The 23,916-nt window shown below is 70.5% G+C and carries 26 protein-coding genes; 16 read left to right on the forward strand and 10 right to left on the reverse strand.

Going from position 1 to position 23,916, the window contains the following annotated elements:
- The coding region (locus tag VM306_RS09170) for a type 1 glutamine amidotransferase domain-containing protein (RefSeq protein WP_325513005.1) at positions 1-734 on the forward strand (734 nt) is incomplete at its 5' end.
- Here the strand turns inward: VM306_RS09170 and VM306_RS09175 are convergent.
- From VM306_RS09175 to kstR, 3 genes are read right to left on the reverse strand one after another with little or no spacing between them, the layout of a single operon-like run.
- Positions 735-1,136: a hypothetical protein gene (locus VM306_RS09175; RefSeq protein WP_325513007.1), complete on the reverse strand. Its 402-nt coding sequence runs from the start codon at positions 1,134-1,136 to the stop codon at positions 735-737.
- Between the two features lie 4 nt (positions 1,137-1,140).
- Complete coding sequence (locus tag VM306_RS09180; RefSeq protein WP_325513009.1) at positions 1,141-2,550, reverse strand: hypothetical protein; 1,410 nt, start codon at positions 2,548-2,550, stop codon at positions 1,141-1,143.
- 35 nt (positions 2,551-2,585) lie between these two features.
- Complete coding sequence (gene kstR, locus VM306_RS09185; protein WP_325513152.1) at positions 2,586-3,161, reverse strand: cholesterol catabolism transcriptional regulator KstR; 576 nt, start codon at positions 3,159-3,161, stop codon at positions 2,586-2,588.
- 160 nt (positions 3,162-3,321) lie between these two features.
- Between kstR and VM306_RS09190 the strand changes: the two genes are divergently transcribed.
- Genes VM306_RS09190 through VM306_RS09215 form a run of 6 tightly spaced genes read left to right on the forward strand, consistent with a single transcriptional unit; the run spans position 3,322 to position 9,704 of the window.
- On the forward strand, positions 3,322-5,214 hold the full coding sequence (locus VM306_RS09190) for an acyl-CoA dehydrogenase family protein (protein ID WP_325513010.1): 1,893 nt from the start codon (positions 3,322-3,324) through the stop codon (positions 5,212-5,214).
- Positions 5,214-6,191, forward strand: a complete 978-nt coding sequence (locus tag VM306_RS09195; protein WP_325513012.1) for an acyl-CoA dehydrogenase family protein — start codon at positions 5,214-5,216, stop codon at positions 6,189-6,191. The genes VM306_RS09190 and VM306_RS09195 overlap by 1 nt, the downstream gene beginning before the upstream one ends.
- Positions 6,181-7,308 (forward strand): acyl-CoA dehydrogenase family protein, encoded by a 1,128-nt coding sequence (locus VM306_RS09200; protein ID WP_325513014.1) that lies wholly within the window; start codon positions 6,181-6,183, stop codon positions 7,306-7,308. The genes VM306_RS09195 and VM306_RS09200 overlap by 11 nt, the downstream gene beginning before the upstream one ends.
- Complete coding sequence (locus VM306_RS09205; RefSeq protein ID WP_325513154.1) at positions 7,308-8,195, forward strand: bifunctional MaoC family dehydratase N-terminal/OB-fold nucleic acid binding domain-containing protein; 888 nt, start codon at positions 7,308-7,310, stop codon at positions 8,193-8,195. The genes VM306_RS09200 and VM306_RS09205 overlap by 1 nt, the downstream gene beginning before the upstream one ends.
- Complete coding sequence (locus tag VM306_RS09210; RefSeq protein ID WP_325513016.1) at positions 8,182-8,565, forward strand: MaoC family dehydratase; 384 nt, start codon at positions 8,182-8,184, stop codon at positions 8,563-8,565. The genes VM306_RS09205 and VM306_RS09210 overlap by 14 nt, the downstream gene beginning before the upstream one ends.
- Complete coding sequence (locus VM306_RS09215; protein WP_325513018.1) at positions 8,562-9,704, forward strand: lipid-transfer protein; 1,143 nt, start codon at positions 8,562-8,564, stop codon at positions 9,702-9,704. Before VM306_RS09210 ends, VM306_RS09215 begins: the two co-directional genes overlap by 4 nt.
- Here VM306_RS09215 and VM306_RS09220 read toward each other — a convergent pair.
- The 5 genes from VM306_RS09220 to VM306_RS09240 are packed head-to-tail and all read right to left on the reverse strand — an operon-like array spanning position 9,684 to position 14,435.
- Positions 9,684-10,517 (reverse strand): MaoC/PaaZ C-terminal domain-containing protein, encoded by an 834-nt coding sequence (locus VM306_RS09220; protein WP_325513020.1) that lies wholly within the window; start codon positions 10,515-10,517, stop codon positions 9,684-9,686. The genes VM306_RS09215 and VM306_RS09220 overlap by 21 nt on opposite strands.
- A gap of 10 nt (positions 10,518-10,527) precedes the next feature.
- Positions 10,528-11,496 carry a ferredoxin--NADP reductase gene (locus tag VM306_RS09225; protein ID WP_325513034.1) on the reverse strand — a complete coding sequence of 323 codons (969 nt, stop codon included), beginning with the start codon at positions 11,494-11,496 and terminating at the stop codon, positions 10,528-10,530.
- The gene (locus VM306_RS09230) at positions 11,489-11,728 is read right to left on the reverse strand and encodes a hypothetical protein (RefSeq protein ID WP_325513035.1); all 240 of its coding nucleotides are present in this window, start codon (positions 11,726-11,728) and stop codon (positions 11,489-11,491) included. Before VM306_RS09230 ends, VM306_RS09225 begins: the two co-directional genes overlap by 8 nt.
- The gene (locus VM306_RS09235) at positions 11,725-12,867 is read right to left on the reverse strand and encodes a Rieske 2Fe-2S domain-containing protein (protein WP_325513036.1); all 1,143 of its coding nucleotides are present in this window, start codon (positions 12,865-12,867) and stop codon (positions 11,725-11,727) included. Before VM306_RS09235 ends, VM306_RS09230 begins: the two co-directional genes overlap by 4 nt.
- Positions 12,864-14,435 carry an FAD-dependent oxidoreductase gene (locus VM306_RS09240; protein WP_325513037.1) on the reverse strand — a complete coding sequence of 524 codons (1,572 nt, stop codon included), beginning with the start codon at positions 14,433-14,435 and terminating at the stop codon, positions 12,864-12,866. The genes VM306_RS09235 and VM306_RS09240 overlap by 4 nt, the downstream gene beginning before the upstream one ends.
- A gap of 131 nt (positions 14,436-14,566) precedes the next feature.
- On the opposite strand from VM306_RS09240, the gene VM306_RS09245 reads away from it, so the two are divergent.
- The 8 genes from VM306_RS09245 to hsaB are packed head-to-tail and all read left to right on the forward strand — an operon-like array spanning position 14,567 to position 22,082.
- Positions 14,567-16,027, forward strand: a complete 1,461-nt coding sequence (locus tag VM306_RS09245) for an FAD-binding protein (protein WP_325513038.1) — start codon at positions 14,567-14,569, stop codon at positions 16,025-16,027.
- Positions 16,021-16,791, forward strand: coding sequence for a 2-keto-4-pentenoate hydratase (locus VM306_RS09250; RefSeq protein ID WP_325513039.1), 771 nt, complete (start codon positions 16,021-16,023; stop codon positions 16,789-16,791). The genes VM306_RS09245 and VM306_RS09250 overlap by 7 nt, the downstream gene beginning before the upstream one ends.
- A gap of 9 nt (positions 16,792-16,800) precedes the next feature.
- Complete coding sequence (locus VM306_RS09255) at positions 16,801-17,685, forward strand: acetaldehyde dehydrogenase (acetylating) (RefSeq protein WP_325513040.1); 885 nt, start codon at positions 16,801-16,803, stop codon at positions 17,683-17,685.
- Positions 17,645-18,661, forward strand: a complete 1,017-nt coding sequence (gene dmpG, locus VM306_RS09260) for a 4-hydroxy-2-oxovalerate aldolase (protein ID WP_325513041.1) — start codon at positions 17,645-17,647, stop codon at positions 18,659-18,661. Before VM306_RS09255 ends, dmpG begins: the two co-directional genes overlap by 41 nt.
- Entirely contained in the window at positions 18,658-19,824 is a 1,167-nt protein-coding gene (hsaA, locus tag VM306_RS09265) for a 3-hydroxy-9,10-secoandrosta-1,3,5(10)-triene-9,17-dione monooxygenase oxygenase subunit (RefSeq protein WP_325513042.1), read from the forward strand. The genes dmpG and hsaA overlap by 4 nt, the downstream gene beginning before the upstream one ends.
- A 10-nt stretch (positions 19,825-19,834) precedes the next feature.
- Positions 19,835-20,644, forward strand: a complete 810-nt coding sequence (hsaD, locus tag VM306_RS09270; RefSeq protein WP_325513043.1) for a 4,5:9,10-diseco-3-hydroxy-5,9,17-trioxoandrosta-1(10),2-diene-4-oate hydrolase — start codon at positions 19,835-19,837, stop codon at positions 20,642-20,644.
- Positions 20,644-21,546, forward strand: coding sequence for an iron-dependent extradiol dioxygenase HsaC (gene hsaC / locus VM306_RS09275; protein ID WP_325513044.1), 903 nt, complete (start codon positions 20,644-20,646; stop codon positions 21,544-21,546). Before hsaD ends, hsaC begins: the two co-directional genes overlap by 1 nt.
- On the forward strand, positions 21,510-22,082 hold the full coding sequence (hsaB, locus tag VM306_RS09280; protein WP_325513045.1) for a 3-hydroxy-9,10-secoandrosta-1,3,5(10)-triene-9,17-dione monooxygenase reductase subunit: 573 nt from the start codon (positions 21,510-21,512) through the stop codon (positions 22,080-22,082). Before hsaC ends, hsaB begins: the two co-directional genes overlap by 37 nt.
- Here hsaB and VM306_RS09285 read toward each other — a convergent pair.
- Positions 22,068-22,883, reverse strand: a complete 816-nt coding sequence (locus VM306_RS09285) for a class I SAM-dependent methyltransferase (RefSeq protein WP_325513047.1) — start codon at positions 22,881-22,883, stop codon at positions 22,068-22,070. The two genes, hsaB and VM306_RS09285, sit on opposite strands and share 15 nt — an antisense overlap.
- A 42-nt stretch (positions 22,884-22,925) precedes the next feature.
- On the opposite strand from VM306_RS09285, the gene VM306_RS09290 reads away from it, so the two are divergent.
- Positions 22,926-23,312: a helix-turn-helix domain-containing protein gene (locus tag VM306_RS09290; protein ID WP_325513049.1), complete on the forward strand. Its 387-nt coding sequence runs from the start codon at positions 22,926-22,928 to the stop codon at positions 23,310-23,312.
- 5 nt (positions 23,313-23,317) lie between these two features.
- Here VM306_RS09290 and VM306_RS09295 read toward each other — a convergent pair whose 3' ends face one another.
- Positions 23,318-23,911, reverse strand: coding sequence for a hypothetical protein (locus VM306_RS09295; RefSeq protein ID WP_325513156.1), 594 nt, complete (start codon positions 23,909-23,911; stop codon positions 23,318-23,320).
- Between the last annotated feature and the right edge of the window lie 5 nt (positions 23,912-23,916).

The raw sequence follows: 23,916 nt of genomic DNA on the forward strand, positions 1-23,916 counted from the left end.
CCGGCCAGTGGCAGGATGCGCTGGTGCGCGTGCTGATGCCCCTGCCCGACCAAGACTTCGACGTCACCGAGGTGGCGGTGCCGTGGCGCCTGCTGACCGACGCCGGCCACGAGGTCGTCTTCGCGACCGAACGCGGCGGCCACCCGGCCCAGGCGGACCCTCTGCTGCTCACCGGTGTCCTCTTCGGACAGCTCGGCGCGGAGGACGAACCGAAGCGGTTCTACCGGCAGCTCATCGAGTCGGCGGCGTACCGCACGCCGATCGCCTGGGGCGCTGTCGACCCCACCGGCTACGACGGCCTGGTCCTGCCCGGTGGACACGCGCCGGGAATGCGGCAGTACCTGGGATCGGCGACCCTTCAGGGCAAGGTCGCGGCCTTCTGGGCGCTGGACCGCCCGGTGGGCGCCATCTGCCACGGACCGCTCGTCCTCGCGCGTGCGAACGTGCTGGCGGGGCGCCGCACCACGTGCCTGCCGAAGTACATGGAGCGCTCGGCCTTCTACCTCACCGCGTGGCGCCGCGGCCGTTACTACCGCACCTATCCGGACTACGTGCAGGACGAGGTGGTCGCGGCCGGGGCGACGTTCGAACGCGGGCCGGTCGAGCTGTCCCGCCGTGGCACCGCGGACGACGACACACCGGCGTTCGTGGTGATCGACGGCAACTACGTGTCAGGGCGCTGGCCCGGCGACGCGTACCTGTTCGCCAGGACGTTCGCGGGCCTCCTCGGCTGATCAGATCGACATCGTCGCCTCACATCGCACCGCCTGGCCAGGAGCGGCGGCGGCACCCGCCAGCTCCTTGACCCCGTCCAGCAGGATCCGGCACGACAACTGCTGGTCGCCCTTGGGCGTGGCGGTGACGGAGGCCTTCTCGCCGGCGTTGATCACGACCTCGTGAGTCCACGGCAGCGGAGCGGACACCGAGACCGGCCGCGGGGTCTCCTTGCGGTCCCGGTCAGGCGACTCGGTGTAGGTCAGGTCCACGGCCGTCTCGGCGGGCTGGGCGGACACCTCGTACGTGATGGCCCACGCCTTGCCGATCAACGTCGTCCAGCCCCCGAAGTGGTTCACCAGGGCGACGGTTCCGCCTCCCACCACGGCCAGCACGGCGAGGACCACGAGCATCGTCTTCACGGGATCACGCGCCCCGGCCGAGGTACTTCTTGATGCAGTGCACGACGCCCTGCCGGCTCGCGAAGGCGTTGAAGTCCGCGAGCCGGTGGACGGTGAACCCCATGTCCGTCCACAGCCGCTCCATCTCGTCGTCGATCACGGCGAGGTCGGCGTTCTCGCCGTGGCCGAAGGTCGGCAGGTAGACGTTCCTGCCCACCTCCGAGCTGTTCTCCACGAGGCAGTTGTTCCAGGTGATGTGGTGCCACGGTCGCACGTTGACCGTCGAGTCCGGCTGAGCGCCCGCGGACGCCAGTTCACCGACCACCTCGCGCAGCTCGGCGCCGTCCGGCGTTTCGGAGTACGCCCGCAGGTCTGTGAAGGTGAGTTGCCGGGAGAGGTGCGGCCGGTGCGCCAGGGGGTTGCGCACGACGTCGAACCCGCGCGTCTCGAACGAGGCCGCGATCTCGTCGTAGGCGTTCTGGAGGGCGAACGGCGAGGTGGTGCCGAGTGCGGCGTCCGCGAGCCGGGGGCTGCCGACCAGCACGCGGAACCGTCCGCCGACCTGTCCCACGAGCGTCACGAACATGTCGATGTGGAAGATCGGCTGGACGTCGCCGACGCCTCCGCCCGGGATGTCCAGGTAGTACTCGCCGTTCGTCGCGGTCGCGTAGTAGCTCTTGAGGCCCAGCGGCCGTTTCGTGCCCACCAGGACCAGTTCGCGGTCGCTGTCGACGTGCCTGCGGAACAGCTCGCGCACGAAGTCCACGGGGGTCTGGCCGGGCGGAACGGAGACGGGCAGCTCGCCGCTGCCGACGAGTTCGAGGGTGTCGAGGAAGTAGTCGGTGCCGAGGAGCCAGAAGTCGTCGCCGATCAGGCAGTTGCCGCCCTGGAACACCAGCGGCGCCTGGGTCGCCCGCACCGGGCCGAACTCCTCGACGGCGTCCGCGATCAGCGAGTCGCCTGACCGGGGGAACGACCACGGCTCCAGCAGGTACGTCCCCTCCTCGCCCTGGTCCACGAGTGCGAGGTAGCCGTCCTCCGCCCAGTCGGTGAAGTCGACGTAGTCGGGCATCGGCACGAACCGCGCGCTGTGGCCTGCTGCGGTGAACCACCCCTCGACGGTCTCGCGGTCGCTCTCGTGGTGCACCACGACGAACTCGGTGCCCGGCCGCATCGCGCCGATCACCGAGCGGTAGCCGGCCGCGAGCTCCGGGGTGTGCACGCCGTAGGACGGGAAGGCGAGCAGCAGCCGGTCGATCGAGCCCGACCACGACGAGACCAGGCTGGGGCGGGCGATGCCGGGCGTGACGCGCAGCTGGTTCAGCGTGCCGACGCGGGACGGGCCCAGCGCGGGGAACCGGTCTCGGTCGGTGCGCCGGTGGTGCGGCGCGTCGGGGACGAGGAACCGGAAGGCGGCGTCGCCGTGCAGGGCCATGCACCGATCATGGCACCACTCGCGCCGGACCGGTCCTACTTCAGCAACAGCCGGACGGTCAGCTCCAGGCGGTTCGCGACGTCCGTGGCCGTGGCGCGCCGGGTGACCCACGCGACCAGGTTGGACAGCCACACGTCGCCGATCACCCGGGCGATGGCCTTCTGCTCGTCGGTCGGCGGCTCGGAGCTCATCGCCTTGGTGAACATGCTCTCCATCAACAGCGACACGCGGTCGATCTCGGCGCCGGCGGACGCGTCGGCGAAGGTGAACGCGCGCGTCATCGCCTCGGTGAGGTGCGGGTTGCGTTGCAGGCCGCGGGTGATGCGGCCGAGCACGAACAGCACGCGCTCGTAGGGGCTGTCGCCGGGGACCGTGGTGCGGTCCATCTTCTCCTGGGCGCGCTCCAGCTCCACGGCGAGGCTCGACACGAGCAGGTGGACCTTCGACGGGAAGTAGCGGTACAGCGTGCCCAGCGCGACGTCCGCCCTGTCCGCCACGGCGCGCATCTGGACGGCGTCGAACCCGCCCTTGGACGCCAGCGCGATGGTCGCGTCGACGATCCGCTTGCGCCGCTCGCGCTGCGCGGCGGAGCTGAGCTCCTCGCCCGCCATGAGCGCGTCCGTGCGCGACTTCGAAGGTGACACGGAGATGATCCTCCTGGAACGTGTTGCAGCTGCCTTCCCATAGTACTCGATCGGTTTCTCGTGCATGATCTGTTGCTGGAAATAGAACACGTTCTATAAACTTCTTCATGTATCTGGAGGAGGCAGCGTGCCGATCGCCACGACCGGGGAACAGCGAGCGTTGCGGGACAGCGTGGACGCGGCCAGGGGCGGGTGGGCCGATCTCGTCCGGGTCGGGTTCTTCGAGGTGACGCGGGAGGGCGGCACGGTCGCCGATCTCGCGGTGATGCTGGAGAGGGCGGCCGAGAACCTCGTGCCGGGGCCGTTGCTCCCCACGGCGCTGGTCTCGGTGCTGGTCCCCGGTTTCGACGGGGTGGCGGGGTTCGGGTTCTCGCCGCGGCACGTGGTCGGTGCCGCCGAGGCCACGCACGTGCTGGTGGACGCGGACGGCTGGAGGCTCGCGCCGGTCGGTGAAGTCACCGAGCTGGAGTCCGTCGACCTGTCGCGGTCGCTGGGATCGGTGGCCGTCGGCGCGGGGCGGGAGGTGGACGACCCGACCGACCTCGCGATCACTCTGATGGCCGCCGAGGCGAGCGGCGTGGCCACGTGGTGCCTGAACACCGCTGTGGAGTACGCGAAACAGCGGCAGCAGTTCGGGCGCGTCATCGGGTCGTTCCAGGCCGTCAAGCACCTCTGCGTGGAGATGCTGTGCCGCGCGGAACAGGCCGGTTCGGTCGCGTGGGACGCGGCGCGGTCGTTCGGCGAGGACGAACACCCGCTGGCCGCCGCGGTCGCCGCCGCTGTCGGGTTCGACGCGGCGGTCCGCAACGCCGAGGACTGCATCCAGGTGCTCGGCGGCATCGGCTTCACCTGGGAGCACGACGCGCACCGCTACCTGCGCCGGGCGTTGGCGTTGCAGCAGCTCGCGGGCGGGGTGGCGCACTGGCGGCGGAGGGTGGCGGAACTGGCTCTTGCCGGGGCGCGCCGGTCGCTGGACGTCCGGCTGGAGTCCGATCCGGAGGTCAGGGCGTTCGCCGGTGAGATCGCCGGTCTCGACCCCGCCGCCCAACGGGAACGGCTGGCGGACAGCGGTTTCCTGGTGCCGCACTGGCCGGAGCCGTACGGGCGGGGTGTCGATCCGAAGCGGCAGATGGTGATCGACAGCGAGTTCGCGCGCGCCGGCGTGCGCAGGCCGGACCTGGTCATCGGCGGCTGGGCGGGACCGACGATCCTGCGGCACGGGACCGCGGAGCAGCAGGAACGGTTCCTGCGGCCGACGTTGCGCGGCGAGCTGACCTGGTGCCAGCTGTTCAGTGAACCGGAGGCGGGCTCGGACCTGGCGTCGTTGCGCACCAGGGCCGTCAGGGTCGACGGCGGCTGGCGGCTCACCGGGCAGAAGGTGTGGACGTCGCTCGCGCACCAGGCGGACTGGGCGATCTGCCTGGCCCGCACGGACACGAGCGTCCCGAAGCACAAGGGGATCACGTACTTCCTGGTCGACATGCGGTCCGCGGGCGTCGACGTGCGGCCGTTGCGGGAGATCACCGGTGACGCGCGGTTCAACGAGGTCTTCCTCGACGACGTGTTCGTGCCCGACGACTGCGTGGTCGGCGAGGTGAACGACGGCTGGCGGCTCGCGCGCACCACCCTGGCCAACGAACGCGTCGCGATGGGATCCGCGCTGGGTGAGCCGCTGGAACGGGTTCTGGAGTCGTCGGCCGCGGCTGACCACGCGGAACGGCTGGGCGCGCTGGTCGCCCGGGGACTCGCCGTGTCGGTGCTGGACCTGCGGGCGAGCCTGCGGGTGCTCGACGGGCAGGAGCCGGGCGCGGAGTCGAGCGTGCGCAAGCTCGTCGGCGTGCGGCAGCGCCAGGACGTCGCGGAGTTCGCCGTCGAGCTGCTCGGTCCGGACGCCGCCGTGAACAACGACCTGGTCCACGAGTTCCTGCTGACCCGGTGCCTGAGCATCGCGGGCGGGACGACGCAGGTGCTGATGAACCTCGCAGGAGAACGCGTTCTCGGTCTACCGAGGGAGTCCTGATGGATTTCGAGCTCGACGACACCCAGCGGGAGATCGCCGCGCTGGCGGCCGACGTGCTGGGCAGGGAGGGCGACGCCCCCTGGAAGGCGCTGGGGGAGGCGGGGTTGCTGGCCCTGGCCGTCCCCGAACGGCTCGGGGGCGACGGGCTCGGCGTGCTGGAGACGGCCGTCCTGCTCACCGAGGTAGGTCGGCGGGCGGTGGACGTGCCGGCGCTCGCGACTCTCGCGCTGGGCGTGCTGCCGATCGTCCAGTACGGCACGGCGGAGCAGCAGGACGCGGTGCTGCCGCTGGTGACCGAGCAGCACGGGGTGCTGACGGCGGCGTTGAGCGAGCCGTCCGCCCCTCTGCCTGTCTCGCCGGGCACGATCTCGGGACCGGACGGGATCACCGGCGTGAAGATCAACGTGCCGCATGCCGCCGTCGCGCAACGGATCCTCGTCTCGGCGACGACCGCCGACGGGACAGGCGTCTTCGTCGTGGACCCCACGCAACCCGGTGTGTCCATTTCGGACGGATTGGTGCGTTTCGAAGGAGCACACGGCGAACCGTTGAACGACGGCGCGGCCGAGGCGATCCGCCGGTTCGCCCTGGCAGGGGCCTGTGCGGTGGCCGACGGAGTGCTCGCCGGAGCCCTCGAGCTGACGGTGGAGCACGTCGGCACGCGTCACCAGTTCGGCAAACCGCTGGCCACCTTCCAGGCCGCCGCGTTGCTGGTCGCGGACGTCTACATCGCCTCCCGCACGCTGCACCTGGCCGCGCTCACGGCCTGCTGGAGCCTCGACGACGACGACCTGGACACCGCCGCCTACTGGCTCGCCGCCGAAACCCTCCCGGCCGTCCACACGTGCCACCACCTGCACGGTGGGCTCGGCCTCGACATCACCTACCCGATGCACCGGTACTACGGCACGGCCAAGGAGCTGACGCGGTTCGTCGGCGGAGTGGAGCACCGCTTGGGAGCCATCGATGTTCATTGACCTCACCGCGGAGCAGCGCAAGCTGAGGGACGAGCTGCGCGAGTACTTCGCGAACGTGATGACCGCCGGCGAACGCGAGGCGATGCTCACCGAACGGCACGGCGAGACCTACCGCGACCTGGTCCGCAGGCTCGGGCGCGACGGACGGCTCGGCGCAGGCTGGCCGGAGGAGTACGGAGGGCTCGGGTTCGGGCCGGTCGAGCAGCAGATCTTCGTCAACGAGGCCGCGCGGGCGGACGTGCCGCTGCCGTACGTGACGCTGCAGACCGTCGGCCCGACGCTGCAGAGGTTCGGGACGCAGGAGCAGAAGGACTTCTTCCTGCCGAAGATCCTCCAGGGCGACCTCCACTTCGCCATCGGCTACACCGAGCCGGACGCGGGCACCGACCTGGCGGCGTTGCGCACCAAGGCGGTCCGGGAGGACGACCACTACGTCGTCAACGGCCAGAAGACGTTCACGACAGGTGGCCACGACGCGGACTACGTCTGGCTGGCCTGCCGCACGGGAGCGCCGGACTCGCGGCACAGGGGCATCACGATCCTGATCGTCGACACGAAGGACCCCGGCTACTCGTGGACGCCGATCATCACGTGCGACGGCGCGCACCACGTCAACGCCACCTACTACAACGACGTGCGGGTGCCCGAGTCCCGCAGGGTCGGCGAGGAGAACAGGGGCTGGCGGCTCATCACCACCCAGCTCAACCACGAGCGCGTGATGCTCGGCCCGTCCGGGCGGATCGCCGCACTGGTCGAACGCGTCCACGGCTGGGCCTCCGAACGACAGCTCCTCGACGAGCCGGACGTGCGCAGGGCGCTGGCAGAGGCACGGGCGGTGGTCCGGGTGAACGAGCTGCTCAACTGGCAGGTCGCGAGCGGTGAGCTGGAGGTCGCGGACGCCAGTGCCACCAAGGTGTTCGCCGCCGACCGGACCCAGCGCGTCGGCAGGCTGCTGGAGGAGCTCGCCGGACGTCACGGCGCTGACGCGGAACTGGTGCGGTGGCTCGACGTCCAGGCGCGGCGCAACCTCGTGCTGACCTTCGGCGGGGGAGTGCAGGAGATCCAGCGCGAGCTGATCGCGAACATCGGGCTCGGACTGCCGCGGGTGGTGCGATGATCGACATCGAGAAGGAGGCCGCGCGCATCGCCGAGCAGGGCGAGTCGGCGCCGCGGCTGGCACGCGACCCGGTCAACCTGCCGATGATCGGCAACTGGCTGGAGGCCCTCGGCGACGAGCACCCCGGCTACACCGAGGTCGCGCCGCCCGCGATGGTCCAGGTGTGGACGATGGCCGGACTGCGCGGCCAGCGAACCCCGGACGACCCGCTCGGGCAGATGATGGCCATCCTCGACGAGGCCGGGTACACCTCGGTCGTCGCCACCAACAGCGACCAGACCTACCACCGCTACCTCGGGGTCGGCGAGCACCTCTCGGTGACGACGAGCCTGGAGGACGTGACCGGTCCGAAGAGGACCGGACTGGGCGAGGGCTGGTTCGTCACGACCAGGAGCACCTGGTACGTCGGTGACGAACCGGTGGCGGAGATGCGGTTCCGCGTGCTGAAGTTCCGGCCCGCGGCGGAACCGGCTCCCGAAGCTCCGGCCGTGCGGGCGCCTCAGGCCATTCGCCCGGCGGTCAACCGCGACACCGAGTACTTCTGGGAGGGCACCCGGCAGGGCGAGCTGCGCGTCCAGCGCTGCGGCGGGTGCGGTCTGCTCCGCCACCCGCCGGGCCCGATGTGTCCCGAATGCGGTGCCACGAAACCGAAGTACCTCGTCTCGGACGGCAACGGCGTGGTCTACAGCTACGTCGTGCACCACCACCCGCAGGTGCCGGGCAAGCGGACGCCGTTCGTCATCGCCCTGGTCGAGCTGGACGAGGGCGTGCGGATGCTGGGCGAGCTGGACGGCGAACCGAGCATCGGGCTGCCGGTCGAGGTCGTGTTCACCCGGGTCGACGACGAGTTGACCATGCCGAGCTGGAGGCCCCGTGCGGATCGGTGATCCCCTGCCCGAGTGGCACGTCGAGGCCACGCCCACGTTCGTGATCAGCACCGCGCTGGCCACGCGCGACTTCCAGGACGTCCACCACGACCGCGATCTCGCGATCCAGCGCGGTTCGAAGGACATCTTCATCAACATCCTCACCACCACCGGGCTCGTGCAGCGGTACGTGACGGACTGGGCGGGACCGCGGGCGTTGGTGCGGCAGATCAACGTCCGGCTCGGCGCGCCCTGCTTCGCCTACGACACGCTGAAGTTCTTCGGCCAGGTCGTCGGACGCGACGAGCAGGACCTGACCATCGAGGTCGTCGGCAGGACGGCGCACGGCGACCACGTCACCGGAACCGTGAGGATCGAGGTGCCCGCGTGAACGCCGCGATCGCCGGAATCGGCGCCACCGACTTCTCCAAGGACTCCGGGCGCAGCGAGCTCCAGCTCGCCGCCGAGGCGGTGCGGGTGGCGCTCGACGACGCCGGACTCGGCCCGTCCGACGTGGACGGCCTGGTCAGCTTCACCATGGACACCAACGCCGAGATCGCGGTCGCGCGCGAGCTGGGCATCCCGGAGCTGACGTTCTTCAGCCGCGTCCACTACGGCGGCGGGGCGGCGTGCGCGACCGTGCAGCAGGCCGCGATGGCCGTCGAGACCGGCGCGGCGAAGGTGGTGGTCTGCTACCGGGCGTTCAACGAACGCTCCGGCCACCGGTTCGGCCAGGTGCAGACCGCGGCCGCGGCGAACGTCGACAACAGCTGGTCGTACCCGATGGGCCTGGGCACGCCGGCGGCGATGGTCGCGATGTTCGCCCGCCGCTACATGCACGAGTACGGCGCCACGAGTGAGGACTTCGGGCGGATCGCGGTGATCGACCGCAAGCACGCCGCCACGAACCCGCACGCGTGGTTCCACAACCGGCCGATCACCCTGGAGGACCACCAGGCGTCGCGCTGGATCGCCGAACCGCTGCGGTTGCTCGACTGCTGCCAGGAGAGCGACGGCGGGGTGGCGCTGGTGGTCACGTCGGCCGAACGAGCCCGCGACCTGCCCAACGAGCCCGCGCACATCAGGGCGGCCACCCAGGGCAGCGGCGCCGACCAGTTCACGATGACCAGCTACTACCGCGACGACCTGACCGGCCTGCCGGAGATGGGAGTGGTGGCACGGGGGCTGTGGGAGAGGTCGGGCATCGGTCCGTCCGATGTGGACGTCGCCGTGCTCTACGACCACTTCACGCCGTTCGTCCTGGTCCAGCTGGAGGAGCTCGGCTTCTGCGGCAAGGGCGAGGCCAAGGACTTCGTGGCGTCCGGCGCACTGGAGCTCGACGGCGCGCTCCCGCTCAACCCGCACGGCGGCCAGCTCGGCGAGGCCTACCTGCACGGCATGAACGGCATCGCCGAGGGCGTGCGCCAGGTGCGCGGCACCGCGGTGAACCAGGTCGCGGACGTCGAGCACGTCCTGGTCACCGCCGGCACCGGCGTCCCGACCAGCGGGTTAGTCCTCGGTCAGGGCTAGAACCGCGTCAGTGAGCACGGGACGGTCCCCGGCCGAGGTGAGCAGGACGAGCCGGGGACCGTCCCGCCACACCCGTGTGGTCAGGGTTTCGCCGGGGAACACCACACCCGCGAACTTCGCCCCGAACGACGACACCTGCTCCGGCCCGTCCAGCACCGCGTCGATCACGGCCTTGCACACCACCCCGTAGGTGCACAGCCCGTGCAGGATCGGCTGGTCAAAACCCGCGCGTGCGGCAAAAGCAGGATCAGCGTGCAACGGGTTCCGGTCGCCGCAAAGCCGGTACAGGTAGGCCTGCTGCGGCAAGGTCGGCGTGTCGATCACGAAGTCCGGGTCGCGCTCAGGGACCTCGACCTTGCCCGACGGCCCGCGGTCGCCGCCGAACCCGCCCTCACCACGGGCGAAGATGCTGGACCGCGTCGTGAACAGCGCGGTCCCGTCGGGAGTCACGGCCGTGGCCTCCTGGACGATGACCGCCGCCTTGCCCTTGTCCCACACGTCCGGGATCCGCGTCCGCAACACCGCCTCGCCCTCGGCGGGCAGGGGAGCGTGCACGGTGATCTCCTGCGTTCCGTGCAGCACCCGCGCGAGGTCGATGTCGACGCCGGGGAACGACACGGCGGGCGGCGCGGTCTCGTGGAACCGCGGCGCGACGACGCCGAACGTCGGCAGCACCCGCAGACCCCGTTCGTAGACATAACGGAGCTCCGTCGCGCCCAGCGCCAGGTGGTAGAGCAGCACGTCGGACTCGGTCCAGGAGAACTCGACCTCGGGAAGCTCCGCCCCGACGGCGACGGAAGGATCGATCGGCATCCAGCACCCCTCACTCGTAGGTGATCTTCACCGTGTCGGTGACCGGGACCGACTGGCACGCCAGCACGATGCCCTCCGCGATGTCCTCGGGGTCGAGCACGTCGTTGTCGAGCATCTTGACCTCGCCCTCGACCAGCCGGCACGCGCACGCGCTGCACGCACCCTCGCGGCACGAGTACGGCGCGTCGAGCCCCTTGTCCAGCAACAGGTCGAGCAGCTTCGTCCGCGCGGGCCACGGGAACCGGTGCCGCTCACCGTCCAGCTCGACCTCGACCACCGCGTCCGGCCTGTCGTCGGCCACCGGAACGACCTCGGCGAACGGATCACCGGACAGTGAGATGAACTTCTCTACATGCACCAACGGGACGTCGTGCAACGCCTTGCGCGCGGCCTCCATGAACGGCGCCGGCCCGCACACGAACGCCTCGTCGCATGAGCGGACGAACGCCCGCAGTCCGCCGAGGTGCGGCAACCCCTGCACCGACTCCAGCCAGTGCACGACGGTGAGCCGTTCCGGATGCCCGCGCACCAGCTCGTCCAGCTCGCGCGCGAAGATCACCGAGGCCTCGTCCCGGTTGGCGTAGAACAGGAACACCCGCCCGGAGCCACCGAGAAGCACGGCCCGGATGATCGACATGACCGGCGTGATCCCGCTGCCGGCCGCGAAGGCGAGCAGCGACCCGTCCAGCGACGAGGGCGTGAACACCCCGGCCGGCGCCAGCACGTCCAGTTCCATGCCGGCTCGCACCTCGGTGCACATCCACAGCGACCCGTAGCCGTCCGGCGTGCGCTTGACGGTGATCTTCAACGGCTCGCCCGGCGCGCTGGACAGCGAGTAGCAGCGCGCCACCTCGCCCGCCCGCACGGTCAGGAACTGACCCGGTCTCGGCGAGAAGTCCGCTCCCGACAGCACGAACGAGCGCGCGTCCGCGGTCTCCTCGATCACGGCGTCGACCCGCAGCCGGTGGACCTCAGCCATCGGCGACCTCCAGCGTCCCGTCGCGCACGGCCTTCTCGATGCTGTCGCGCAACCTCAGGCAGGTCGCCACGGTCGCCGACCGCGGCCCGCGGATCTCCGGGCAGTCGCGGGTGTCGGAGAGCCACTGCACGCTCGTGTGCTGCGGGCTGTTCTTCTTGACCAGCACCCGGTTCCCGCAGTCGCACCCGACCGGCACCATGCCGCCGCGCAGGAACTCGTCGCGCTCGCTCACGTGGCCGACTCCTGAGCTGCCGGTTCCCGCCTGGCGAGGTTCTCAGCGACCTCCTTCTCCCACACCTCGATCGCGCGGCTCGTGTCGACCTCGAACTCGAAGCGCCGCACCATGTCGTCGCTGACGTCCTCGACGTCGACGTAGAACTGCTCGTACCAGCGCCGCAGCTGGTAGACCGGCCCGTCCTCCTCGCACAGCAACGGGTTGTCGATGCGCGTCTTGTTCTGCCAGATCTCCACGTCCTGGAGGAACCCGACGCCGATGCCGCGCGCGAACTTGGCCGCGATCTTGTCGGCGTGCACGTCGTCGACACCGGGCAGCTTCTTCACGATCGCGCCCCACTGGAGCTTGAACGAGTTCGGCGAGATCGGGTAGTGGCAGTTGATCAGCACCGTCTCGATCTCGAGGCCCTTGTAGTCGTTCCACAGGTAGTCGATCATGTACGACGGCCCGTAGTACGCCGCCTCCGACCGCACTTCGACGTCACCGGTGTAGTTCGAGCCCATCTCGACGTCCGGCCGTCCGCGCGTCGTGAGGTACTGCGAGGCGACGTGGCCCTCCATCACGTTCTTGAAGTAGGTCGGGAACGCGAAGTGGATGTAGAAGAAGTGGGCCATGTCGACGACGTTGTCGATGATCTCGCGGCAGTTCGCGCCCTCGATGACCACCGAGTCCCACGTCCAGTTGCTCCACTCGTCGGAGAACGCGGCGTCGACGCGCGGGATCGTCACGTGCTCGGGCGGCGGGTTGCCCTGCGGGTCGTTCCACACGAAGAGCTGCTTGTTCTCCTCCAGCGTGATCCACGACCGGGTGCGCGCCCGCAGCGGGACCCGCTTGGCGTAGGGGATGTCGACGCACCTGCCGTTGCCCGCCCAGCGCCAGTCGTGGAACGGGCAGGCGATGGTGTTGCCCTTGACGGTGCCCTGGGTGAGGTCGCCGCCCATGTGCCGGCAGTACCCGTCGAGCACGTTGATCCTGCCGTCCTCCGAGGCGAAGACGACGAGCTTGGTGCCGAACGCCTCGATGGCGTGGGGCTTGCCGTCGCGGAAGCTGGAGGCGAGACCGAGGCAGTGCCAGCCGCGCGCGAACCGCGCTGGAGGTGCGCCGGTGTCGATCGTGCGTACGGCGTCCTGCGTCATGACGTTCCTCCAGAGATGTCGAGTCCGGCGAGGTACCCGAACGTCATCGCCGGTCCGAGGGTGGCGCCCGCGCCCGCGTAGGTGTGGCCCATGACGGACGCGCTGGTGTTGCCCGCCGCGTAGAGGCCCTCGATGACCGAGCCGTCCTCGCGCAGCACCCGCGCGCGGGTGTCGGTGCGCAGGCCGCCCTTGGTGCCGAGGTCACCGGGCACGATCCTGACCGCGTAGAACGGGCCGGTGGTCAGCGGTGCGAGGTTGGGGTTCGGGTGGTTGCGCGGGTCGCCGTAGTAGCGGTCGTACGCGCTGTCGCCGCGGTGGAAGTCGACGTCCTTCCCGTCCACGGTGAGGGTGTTGAACCGCCTGATGGTCTCCGTCAGCTCCGGCAGGTCGGCGTCCTGGGCGAGCTCCGCGAGGCTGGGGGCCGACAGCACGGCGTCCTTCCAGCGGCGGGGGAGCGGGCGGCGCGGCGGGATGCCGCAGAACGGGTAGCGGTCGCGGTAGGTGCTGTCGAACACGAGCCAGGTCGTGCCGGTCATCGCGTTGACCACGTCGATGTAGGGCGCGGCCTCGTTGACGAACCGGCGGCCGATCTCGTCCACGAGCACGCAACCGGGCAGGGACCGTTCCGCCAGCAGGAAGAACGGGCCGCGCGGCAGCGGGACGGACGGGCCCCACCAGGCCTCGTCCATCAGGCCGACGGCCGCGCCCGCCCTGACGCCGGCCTCGATGCCGTCACCGGTGTTGGCCTTCGCGCCGACCGTCCACTCCGTACCGATGTCCTGGTGCTGCTTGCGCATCCGCTCGTTGTTCTCGAACCCGCCGGACGCCAGGACGACGTGGTTCGCGAGGATCAGCTTGTCGCCGACGAGGACGCCCGCCACCCGGCCGTTCTCGTAGTGCAGGTCGGTCATCGCGGTGTTGAGCCTGATCTCGACGTTCAGGGCCTTGAGCCCGGCGCGCATGCCCGCCACCAGGGCCTGGCCCATGGTGAGGCGTCTGCCCGGCAGGAACCGGCGGGCGAAGACCCTGGCGGCGGTGAGCAGGCCGCGCGGGTGGCGGCTGATCAGCGTCAGCCAGCGGTAGTCGGTCTGGGTGATCACGATGCCCGCCGGGGTCGGCACGTACGGCGGTTCGAGGTCCTCGACCTCCTGGCCCAGCAGCTTCGCCTTGAACGGCAGCGGTTCGACCGAGCGGCCGCGCGGCTGGCCGCCGGGCGCCTCCGGGTAGTAGTCGGAGTAGTCGGGCACCCAGCGGAACCTCAGCGGCGTGTGGGCGCAGACGAACGCGAGCATCGCGGGTCCGGCGTCCAGGAACGCCTCGCGCAGGTCCTCCGGCACGTCGGCGGCGATGTGCGCCAGGTAGGCGCTGGCCTGCTCCGGCGAGTCGGGCACGCCGTTCGCGGCGACCACCGCGTTGTTCGGCACCCAGATGCCTCCGCCGGACCGCGCTGTCGACCCGCCGTAGTGCGCGGCCTTCTCGACGACGAGGGTCCGCAGGCCGTTCTGAGCGGTGCAGAGAGCGGCTGTCATGCCTGCCGCGCCACTGCCGACGACGATCACGTCGTACATCGCACCTCCCCGTGCTCGGACTAGAACAGGTTATAGTTCTGAGCCGGTGTGGCGCTATGGTGTAGGAGTTCCAGGCAAGTCGACTCACCAAGAACCTGTTTCTGGCCGAGGACGTGTTCCAGGAGGGTTGCGTGGAGGTCACCGCTGACGTGGTCGTCATCGGCTTCGGTGCCGCCGGCGCGTGCGCCGCCATCGAGGCCGCGACGGCCGGTGCGGCCGTGGTGGTCCTGGACCGCTTCGGCGGTGGCGGCGCGACCGCGTTGTCCGGCGGCGTCGTGTACGCGGGTGGCGGGACGCGGCAGCAGGTCGAGGCCGGGGTCACCGACTCGGTCGACGCGATGGAGGCCTACCTGCGGACCGAGGTCCGTGACGCGGTGTCCGAGGCGACGCTGCGCCGGTTCTGCGAGGACAGCGCGACGATGCTGGTCTGGCTGGAGGACCAGGGCGTGCCCTTCTCCTCTGCCGTCAGCCCGTTCAAGACCTCGTACCCGACCGACGACTACTACCTGTACCAGTCCGGCAGCGAGGACGCGTGGCCCGACCCGGCCCCGCGCGGGCACCGGACCAGGGCGAAAGGCACCTCGGGCAAGGTCTTCCACGCCCGGCTGGCGGAAGCGACCCGGCGTGCGGGCGCGCGGGTCATGCCGCAGACGCGGGCGGTCGAGCTCGTCCTGGAGGACGACCGGGTGGCGGGTGTGCGGTGCCGCACCCTGACCGGACTGCCGAAGGCGTTGCACGGGTTGCTGTCGAAGGCGGGCGCCAAGCCGTGGCTCTACTACCCGCCGCTCGGCAGGAGGCTCTTCGCTCTGGCCGCGAGGCTGGAACGCTTCAGCCGTCCGGTGACGGTGACCGCGCGGAAGGGCGTGATCATCGCCGCCGGTGGCTTCATCGCGGACCGCGCCCTGGTGCACGAGAACGCCCCGCTCCACCGCGGAGGGCTCGCACTGGGCACGCCCGGCGACGACGGGAGCGGGATCCGGCTCGGCGTCGCCGCCGGCGGGAAGACCGCGCGGATGGACAAGATCTCGGTGTGGCGGTTCGTCACGCCGCCCAGCGAGCTGCGACGCGGGGTTCTGGTCGACGCCGACGGGCAGCGGTTCGGTGACGCGACGCGCTACGGCGCGGCCATCGGGGACGAGATCGTCCGGCGCGGCGGCAAGGCCTGGCTGCTGGTCGGCGACGACGTCCTGCGCGTCGCACGAGCGCAGGTGAGGACGCAGACGGCGCCGTTCCAGCGGTGGCAGGTCCGCTACCTGCTGAACCGCGGCCTGGTCACGGCGCCGACGATCGAGGAGGTCGCGGCCAAGGCCGGGATCGGGACGCCCGAACCCGTGGGCGTGCCGCCCTATTCGTTGATCAACGTGTCGGTGCGCGCCGGTTTCGGCTACCCGTGCCCGATGCTCACGCTCGGCGGGCTCGTCGTCGACGAGGGCACCGGCCAGGTGCAGGGCGTTCCCGGCCTGTACGCGGCGGGCCGGTCGGCGGTCGGGGTGTGCTCGGAGTCCTACGTCAGCGGGCTCGCGCTCGCCGACTGCGTCTTCTCGGGCCGCCGGGCGGGCCACCACGTCGCCGCAGGGGAGGTCAGGTGCTGACGATCCAGTCCAGAGAAGCGGCCGCGGAGCTGTTGCGCGTGGCGGAACGCGACCGCGTGCCGATCAGACCGCTCGTCGAGCTGTACCCCGGAATCGACGTCGTCGACGCGTACGAGATCCAGCTGCTCAACGTCCGTCACCGCAACCGCGACGTGATCGGCCACAAGGTCGGCCTGTCGTCGTTGGCGATGCAGAAGATGATGGGCGTCGACGAACCCGACTACGGCCACCTGCTCGACGACATGCAGCTCCACGGAACCGCGGACGCGTCGGCGTACCTGTACCCGCGGGTCGAGGTGGAGATCGCGTTCCTGCTGGCACGCGACCTGCCCGGAGAGGGCTGCGCGGTCGAGGACGTGCTGGCCGCCACGGAGTTCGTCGCGCCGGCCATCGAGCTGATCGACAGCCGCATCGAGAACTGGCGGATCGGGCTGCAGGACACCATCGCGGACAACGCGTCGTCGGCCGGGTTCGTGCTGGGCCACGAGCGCGTCCGGCCGTCCGAACTGGACGTCGGCGCGGTGGCGGCGACGTTGCGGCGCAACGGCGAGGTGGTCGCTGAAGGACGTGGTGACGCGGTGCTGGGCGATCCGGCGATCGCCGTGGCGTGGCTCGCGGAGAAGGTCGCGGGCTTCGGCGTCCGGCTGCTGGCCGGCGACATCGTGCTGCCGGGGTCGTGCACGCGCGCCATCGACGCCCGGCCCGGGGACGAGTTCCACGCCGAGTTCGCCGGACTCGGTGTCGTCGACCTGAAATTCGAATGAGGTGACTGGGTGAAGGCGGCCATCGTCGGCTCCGGCAACATCGGCACCGACCTCCTCTACAAGCTCCGGCGCTCGTCCGTGCTGGAACCGCGCTGGATGGTGGGCATCGACCCGGCCAGCGAGGGGCTGCGGCGCGCGGCCTCGCTGGATCTCGAGGTCTCGGTCGAGGGCGTGGAGTGGTTGCTGCGCCAGGACGAGCTGCCGGACGTCGTGTTCGAGGCGACGTCCGCGGCGGTGCACAGGGCCAACGCCCCGCGCTACGCCGAGGCCGGCATCCGGGCGATCGACCTGACGCCGGCGGCGGTCGGCCCGTACGTCGTCCCGCCGGTGAACCTCGGCGAGCACGCGGACGCGCCCAACATCAACCTGATCACGTGCGGCGGCCAGGCCACGATCCCCATGGTCCACGCGGTGTCCCGGGTCGTCCCCGTGTCGTACGCGGAGATCGTCGCGAGCGTCGCGTCGGTATCGGCGGGACCGGGCACGCGCGCCAACATCGACGAGTTCACCCGCACGACCAGCCGCGGCATCGAGGCGATCGGCGGAGCGGAGCGCGGCAAGGCGATCATCGTCCTCAACCCCGCCGACCCGCCGATGATCATGCGCGACACCATCTTCTGCGCGATCCCCGAGGACGTCGACCCCGACCCGATCACCGACTCGATCGCCAGGATGGAGACGGAGATCCAGTCGTACGTGCCGGGGTTCCGGCTGCTGAGGGAACCGCAGTTCGACGCGGGCCGGGTGGCGATCTTCGTGGAGGTGGCCGGTGCCGGCGACTTCCTGCCCGAGTACGCGGGGAACCTCGACATCATGACGGCCGCCGCGACCAAGGTGGGGGAGGAGATCGCCCGTGCAGCAGCGCCTGAGGCTGACCGACACGTCTCTGCGTGACGGCTCGCACCACAAGCGGCACCAGTTCACGACCGAGGACGTGCGCTCGATCGTCGCGGCGCTCGACGGCGCCGGGGTACCGGTGATCGAGGTGACGCACGGGGACGGACTGGGCGGGTCGTCGTTCAACTACGGCTTCAGCCACACGCCCGAACAAGAGCTGATCAAGGTCGCGGTCGAGACGGCTCGGCAGGCCAGGATCGCGGTGCTGATGCTGCCCGGCGTCGGCGTGAAGGACGACATCCTGGTATCGCAGGACAACGGCGCCTCGATCGTCCGGATCGCCACGCACTGCACCGAAGCCGACGTGTCCGTTCAGCACTTCGCGTTGGCTCGCGAACGTGGTCTCGAAACCGTCGGCTTCCTGATGATGGCGCACTCGCAGCCACCGGAGGCGCTGGCGAAGCAGGCCCGCATCATGGCCGACGCCGGGTGCCAGTGCGTCTACGTCGTCGACTCGGCCGGAGCCCTTGTCCTGGAACAGGTTTCGGAACGGGTCGCGGCACTGGTCGCCGAGTTGGGAGACGACGCCCAGGTCGGCTTCCACGGGCACGAGAACCTCGGGCTGAGCGTCGCGAACTCCGTCGCCGCCGCACGCGCCGGGGCGAAGCAGATCGACGGCAGCGTGCGCGGGTTCGGTGCGGGCGCGGGCAACACGCCCCTGGAGGCGTTCGTCGGCGTGTGCGACAAGCTCGGGTTCTCCACCGGCGTCGACTTCTTCAAGATCGTGGACGCGGCCGAGGACGTCGTCAGGCCCGTCATGCCCGAGGAGTGCCTGCTCGACCGGATGGCGCTGATGATGGGGTACGCGGGCGTCTACTCCAGCTTCCTCAAACACGCCTACACGCAGGCCAAGCGCTACGGCGTGTCCGGCGCGCAGATCCTCGTCCGCGCGGGCGAGCGCAAGCTCGTCGGCGGCCAGGAGGACCAGCTGATCGACATCGCACTGGAGCTGAGCAGGGAGAAAGTCCGATGAGCGAGGAAATCCTCGGCAGGGTGCGGGAGCTGCTGCCCGTTCTGGCCGAACGCGCGGCCGAGGCGGAGGAGCTGCGCAAGGTGCCGCCGGAGTCGGTGAAGGCGTTGCAGGAGACCGGGTTCTTCCGGATGCTGCAACCGGTGCGGTACGGCGGCTTCGAGTCGCACCCGCTCGACTTCTACACCGCGGTCCGGCTGGTCGCGAGCGCGTGCGGGTCGACGGGCTGGGTCGCGTCGGTGCTGGGCGTGCACCCGTGGCACGTCGGGCTGTTCGACGTGAAGGCGCAGGACGAGGTCTTCGGTGAGGACCAGGACACCCGGATCTCGTCCTCCTACGCACCGACAGGCCGCGCGACCCCGGTCGAGGGCGGCTTCCGGTTCACCGGCAGGTGGAGCTTCTCGTCCGGCTGCGACCACGCCACGTGGGTGCTGCTCGGCGGCCTGGTGATGAACGACGAAGGCAAGCCCGTCGACTTCCGCACGTTCCTGCTGCCGATCGCCGACTACACGATCAACGACGTCTGGGACACGGTCGGCCTGCGCGGCACGGGCAGCAACGACATCGTGGTCGACGACGTGTTCGTGCCGGAGCACCGGACGCTGAGCATGGCGCACACGGCGCGGTGCAAGTGCCCCGGCCAGGAGGTCAACCCCGGCCCGTTGTTCCGCATGCCGTACGGGACGGTCCACCCGTACGCGATCACCGCGCCGATGATCGGCATGGCGACCGGCGCGTACGACCTGCACGTCGGCGCGACCCGTGAGCGCGTCCGTGCGGCCTACCTGGGCGAGAAGTCGGTCGACGACCCGTTCGCCCAGGTCCGGATCGCCTCGGCGGCCAACGACATCGACACGGCGTGGTGGCAGCTGGAGAAGGACATCAACGACGAGTGGGAACACGCCGTCGCCGGCACGAAGATCCCGATCGACCTGCGCCTGCGGGCGCGTCGCGACCAGGTGCTCGGCAGCGCGCGGGCGATCTCCGCGATCGACCGGCTGTTCGAGAGCGCGGGCGGCAAGGCCATCAACCAGGGTCTGCCGCTGCCCCGGTTCTGGCGCGACGCGCACGCCGCACGGGTGCACGCCGCCAACGACCCGGAGCGCGTGCTCGTGCTGTACGGCAAGAACGAGCTCGGCATCCAGGTCCGCGACGGGCTGTTCTGAGGGGAGTGCTGTGAAGGTTCGGTTGCACTACCACGAAGCGGGCACGGACAACGCCGAGACGCTCGTCCTGCTGCACGGCGGCGGGCCCGGCGCGTCGGCGCTCAGCAACTTCCGCGCCAACATCCCGGTGTTCGCCAAGTCGTTCCGCGTGCTCGCCGTCGACCTGCCCGGCTACGGCCAGTCCGACAAGCCCGCCGAGCACGACCAGTACTTCACGTTCGCCTCGCGCGCGTTGAAGGACCTGCTCGACGACCTGGGCGTGGAACAGGCGCACATCCTCGGCAACTCGCTCGGCGGCGGCACCGCGGTCCGGTTCGCGCTGGACCACGGCAAACGCGCCGGACGGCTCGTGCTGATGGGACCGGGCGGGTTGTCGCTCAACGTCTTCTCGCCCGACCCGACCGAAGGCGTGCGCAAGCTCAGCGCGTTCGCCAGGACGCCGACGCGGGAGAAGATCGAGGAGTTCCTGCGGATCATGGTCTTCGACCAGTCGCTGATCACCGACGAGCTGGTCGAAGAACGGTTCCAGGCCGCGTCGAAGCCGGAGTCGTTGCGCGCCATGGCGGCTTTGGGCAAGTCGTTCTCCGGCCCGGACTTCGAGCAGGGCATGCTCTGGCGCGAGGCCTACAAGCTGCGCCAGCGGGTGCTGCTCGTGTGGGGCCGCGAGGACCGGGTCAATCCGCTGGACGGCGCCCTGCTGGCGTTGAAGCTGATCCCGCGCGCCCAGCTGCACGTGTTCGGCGGATGCGGGCACTGGGCGCAGCTGGAGAAGTTCGACGAGTTCAACAGGCTGGCACTCGACTTCCTCGGGGAGGCGTGATGGGAATCCGGTCACTGGGCTACCTCAGGATCGAGGCCACCGACATGGCCCGGTGGCGCGAGTTCGGGCTGAAGGTCCTGGGCATGGTCGAGGGCAAGGGCTCGACCGAGGGCGCTCTGTACCTGCGGATGGACGACTTCCCGGCACGGCTGGTGATCGTGCCCGGCTCGCAGGACCGGCTGCGGGCATCCGGGTGGGAGGCCGCCACCGAGGCCGAGCTGGACGAGGTGGCCAAACGCCTGGCGTCGGCGGGCGTCGCGTACGTCGAGGGCACGGCCGAGGACCTGGCGGAACGGCGGGTGACCGGGCTGATCCGGTTCGACGACCCGTCCGGCAACACCCTGGAGGTCTTCCACGGCGCCGCCCTGGAGCACCGGCGGGTGGTGTCGCCGTACGGGCACCGGTTCGTGACGGAGGAGCAGGGCCTCGGGCACGTCGTGCTGTCCACTTCGGACGACGAGGCGGCGCTGCGCTTCTACCGCGATGTGCTGGGCTTCCGGCTGCGCGACTCGATGCGCCTGCCACCGCAGATGCTCGGCAGGCCGGCCGACGGACCGCCCGCGTGGCTGCGGTTCTTCGGCTGCAACCCGCGCCACCACAGCCTGGCGTTCCTGCCGATGCCGACGCCGAGCGGGATCGTGCACCTGATGGTCGAGGTCGAGAACACCGACGACGTCGGTCTGACGCTGGACAGGGCGCTGCGCAGGAAGGTGCCGATGTCGGCGACCCTGGGACGGCACGTGAACGACCTGATGCTGTCGTTCTACATGAAGACACCCGGCGGGTTCGACGTCGAGTTCGGTTGCGAGGGACGGCAGGTGTCCGATGAGGACTGGATCGCACGCGAGAGCACGGCGGTGAGCCTGTGGGGACACGACTTCAGCGTGGGCTTCCAGAAGTAGCGGCCCGCTACCGTTCCGTTCTCGGTCACTTCTGCACAGGTGTGACCGTGGTGACCGGCATGTCGTCCGACGGCCCCGCCGGGTTCGCCTGCCAGGCGTTCGCGGCGCTGTCGCTCGACCCGCCGCTGGTGCTGTTCTGCCCACAACGGACCTCGCGCAGCTGGGCGGCGATGGCGTCGTCGGGGTCGTTCTGCGTGAACGTGCTGGCGGAGGACCAGCGCGAGGTGTCGACGGTGTTCGGCAGAGCCGGTGCCGACAAGTTCGCCGGGGTGTCGTGGACGCCGTCGGCCACCGGTGCCCCGGTGCTCGACGGCGCCCTCACGTGGGTCGACTGCCAGGTCGCGGCCGTCCACGACGCCGGCGACCACCACATGGTCATCGGCTCGGTCGTCGAGCTCGGACCCGTGCGCGACGCGCAGCCGCTGCTGTTCTACCGCGGCCGCTACGCCGTGCACGCCGAACTGGATCCGCGCGGCTGGTCGGGCGAGGTCCTGGACAACCTGCTGACCTGGCAACGGCAGTCAGAGTGGAGCTGATGCCGTGACTCGCCAGACGCCGCCAGGGATCCGCACCTCCCCGTTGTGCACGAACGCGTCGAACTCACCCCGGACGGACTCGATGAGCCTCGGCCGTTCGGACTCCGGGGACTCCCGCAGCGCACGGGCGACCGGGCCCATGTTGCTCAGGTACGGCACCAGCAGCTCCTCGGGCATCGAGCAGACGCGGTCCTCCGGCCGGATCTCCACCTCCGACCACCCGCCGCCTTCGAGGACCTGCCGGGTCCTGTCCGCGTCCACGAGGGAGAAGGGCCCAGGTCCGTCCGGGTCCGGCGCGGGCACGTCGGGCAGCAACGACGCCGCGACCCGGGACGCGGTCGTCATGAACGGGTTCTCCTCCGCGGTCCGCCAGGTGACGAAGCACAGCTCACCGCCCGGTGTGGTGGCGCGCAGCAGGTTGCGGAACGCGGCGACCGGGTCGTCGAAGAACATCACCCCGAACCGCGACACGACCAGGTCGAAGCGCTCCTCGAACGCGTGCACCTGCGCGTCGGCCCTGACGAACTGGGCTCCGCCGTGCTCACGGGCGGCGGCCAGCATCGACTCCGAGATGTCGACCCCGACGCAGTCCGCGCCGGTGGCCTCGGCGATCGCCCTCGTCGTTCCGCCGGTACCGCACCCGACGTCGAGAACCCTCCGGCGCGGGCGTTGCGAAGCTGTCCGGACGAGCAGGTCCCGGTACGGCCGCAGCACCATCTCCACGATGTCCTGGACCTCTGCCCAGCCGCGGCCCGCGGTGTTCCAGAAAGCCGACTGCTCGGTGTTGACCTCTGATGTCATGCTCCCACCGTCCTACTTCAAGTCGGCTTGAGGTCAAGTGTCGTGGATGAGATCGGTATCGGCGAGGTGGTCCGCCGCTCGGGCGTGCCCGCCTCCACCCTGCGCTACTACGAGGAACGCGGCCTGATCGCCCCGGTGCGCAGACAGGGCCTGACCCGCGTGTTCGTCCCGGCCGTGCTGGAACAGCTCGCGTTGATCGCCGTCTGCCGCACGGCCGGGTTCTCCCTGGACGAGATCGCGTTGATGTTCGACCCGGACGGCCGCCCGAGTCCCGACCGCGCGATGCTCGCGGCCAAGGCGGACGAGCTGGACGCGACGATCACCAAGCTGGCGTCGATGCGCGACGACCTGCGGCACGCGGCGGCCTGCCCGGCGCCGTCGCACCTGGAGTGCCCGACGTTCCGGCGGATCCTGGGACAGGCTCGGTGATCGGTTCACAGGCTCCAGACCTGCGGCGCCACGGTGACGGCGGCGGCCTGGTAGGGCGGCAGCAACCTGCCCTCCACGACGACCTCCAGCGGCCACTTCTCGTGCAGCACCACCCACAACCGGCCGGAGAGCCCGGCGAACGCGCCCAGCAGGTTCGCGTTCTCGTGCGCCTGCAGCACGTACACCCACTTCGCGGTGTCGGGCGCGCCGTCGAGCGGTTCACGCCAGGCCCGGCGCAACCGCCGTCCACCGTGGCGGGCGGCGTCGGCGGACAGGACGACGTCGGCCTTGCCGGGGTCCGGCGCCGACGGGGGTGGCTGGGCGCTGAACCGGTACGGCACCGGCGGCACCTCGTCGACGGCGGGCACCGCGGCGAGGTCCGGGCTCTCCGGGTCGTCCAGCGTGGACGCGATCAGCTCGCGCTCCTCGGCCGTGATGCCGATGTTCTCGTACGCCATGGACAGCAGCAGCGTCGCCTCGGCCTGTGCGGGCTCGCCACCGAAGTAGTCCTCGCGCACCGAACGCAGCGTGTCGTCCGCCAACCGGCCCGCCAGCCGCGCGCACACCTCGGTGACCGTCGCGTAGGTCTTCACATCCATGGTCT

Source organism: Lentzea sp. (genome assembly GCF_035525475.1).
GTDB lineage: Bacteria > Actinomycetota > Actinomycetes > Mycobacteriales > Pseudonocardiaceae > Lentzea.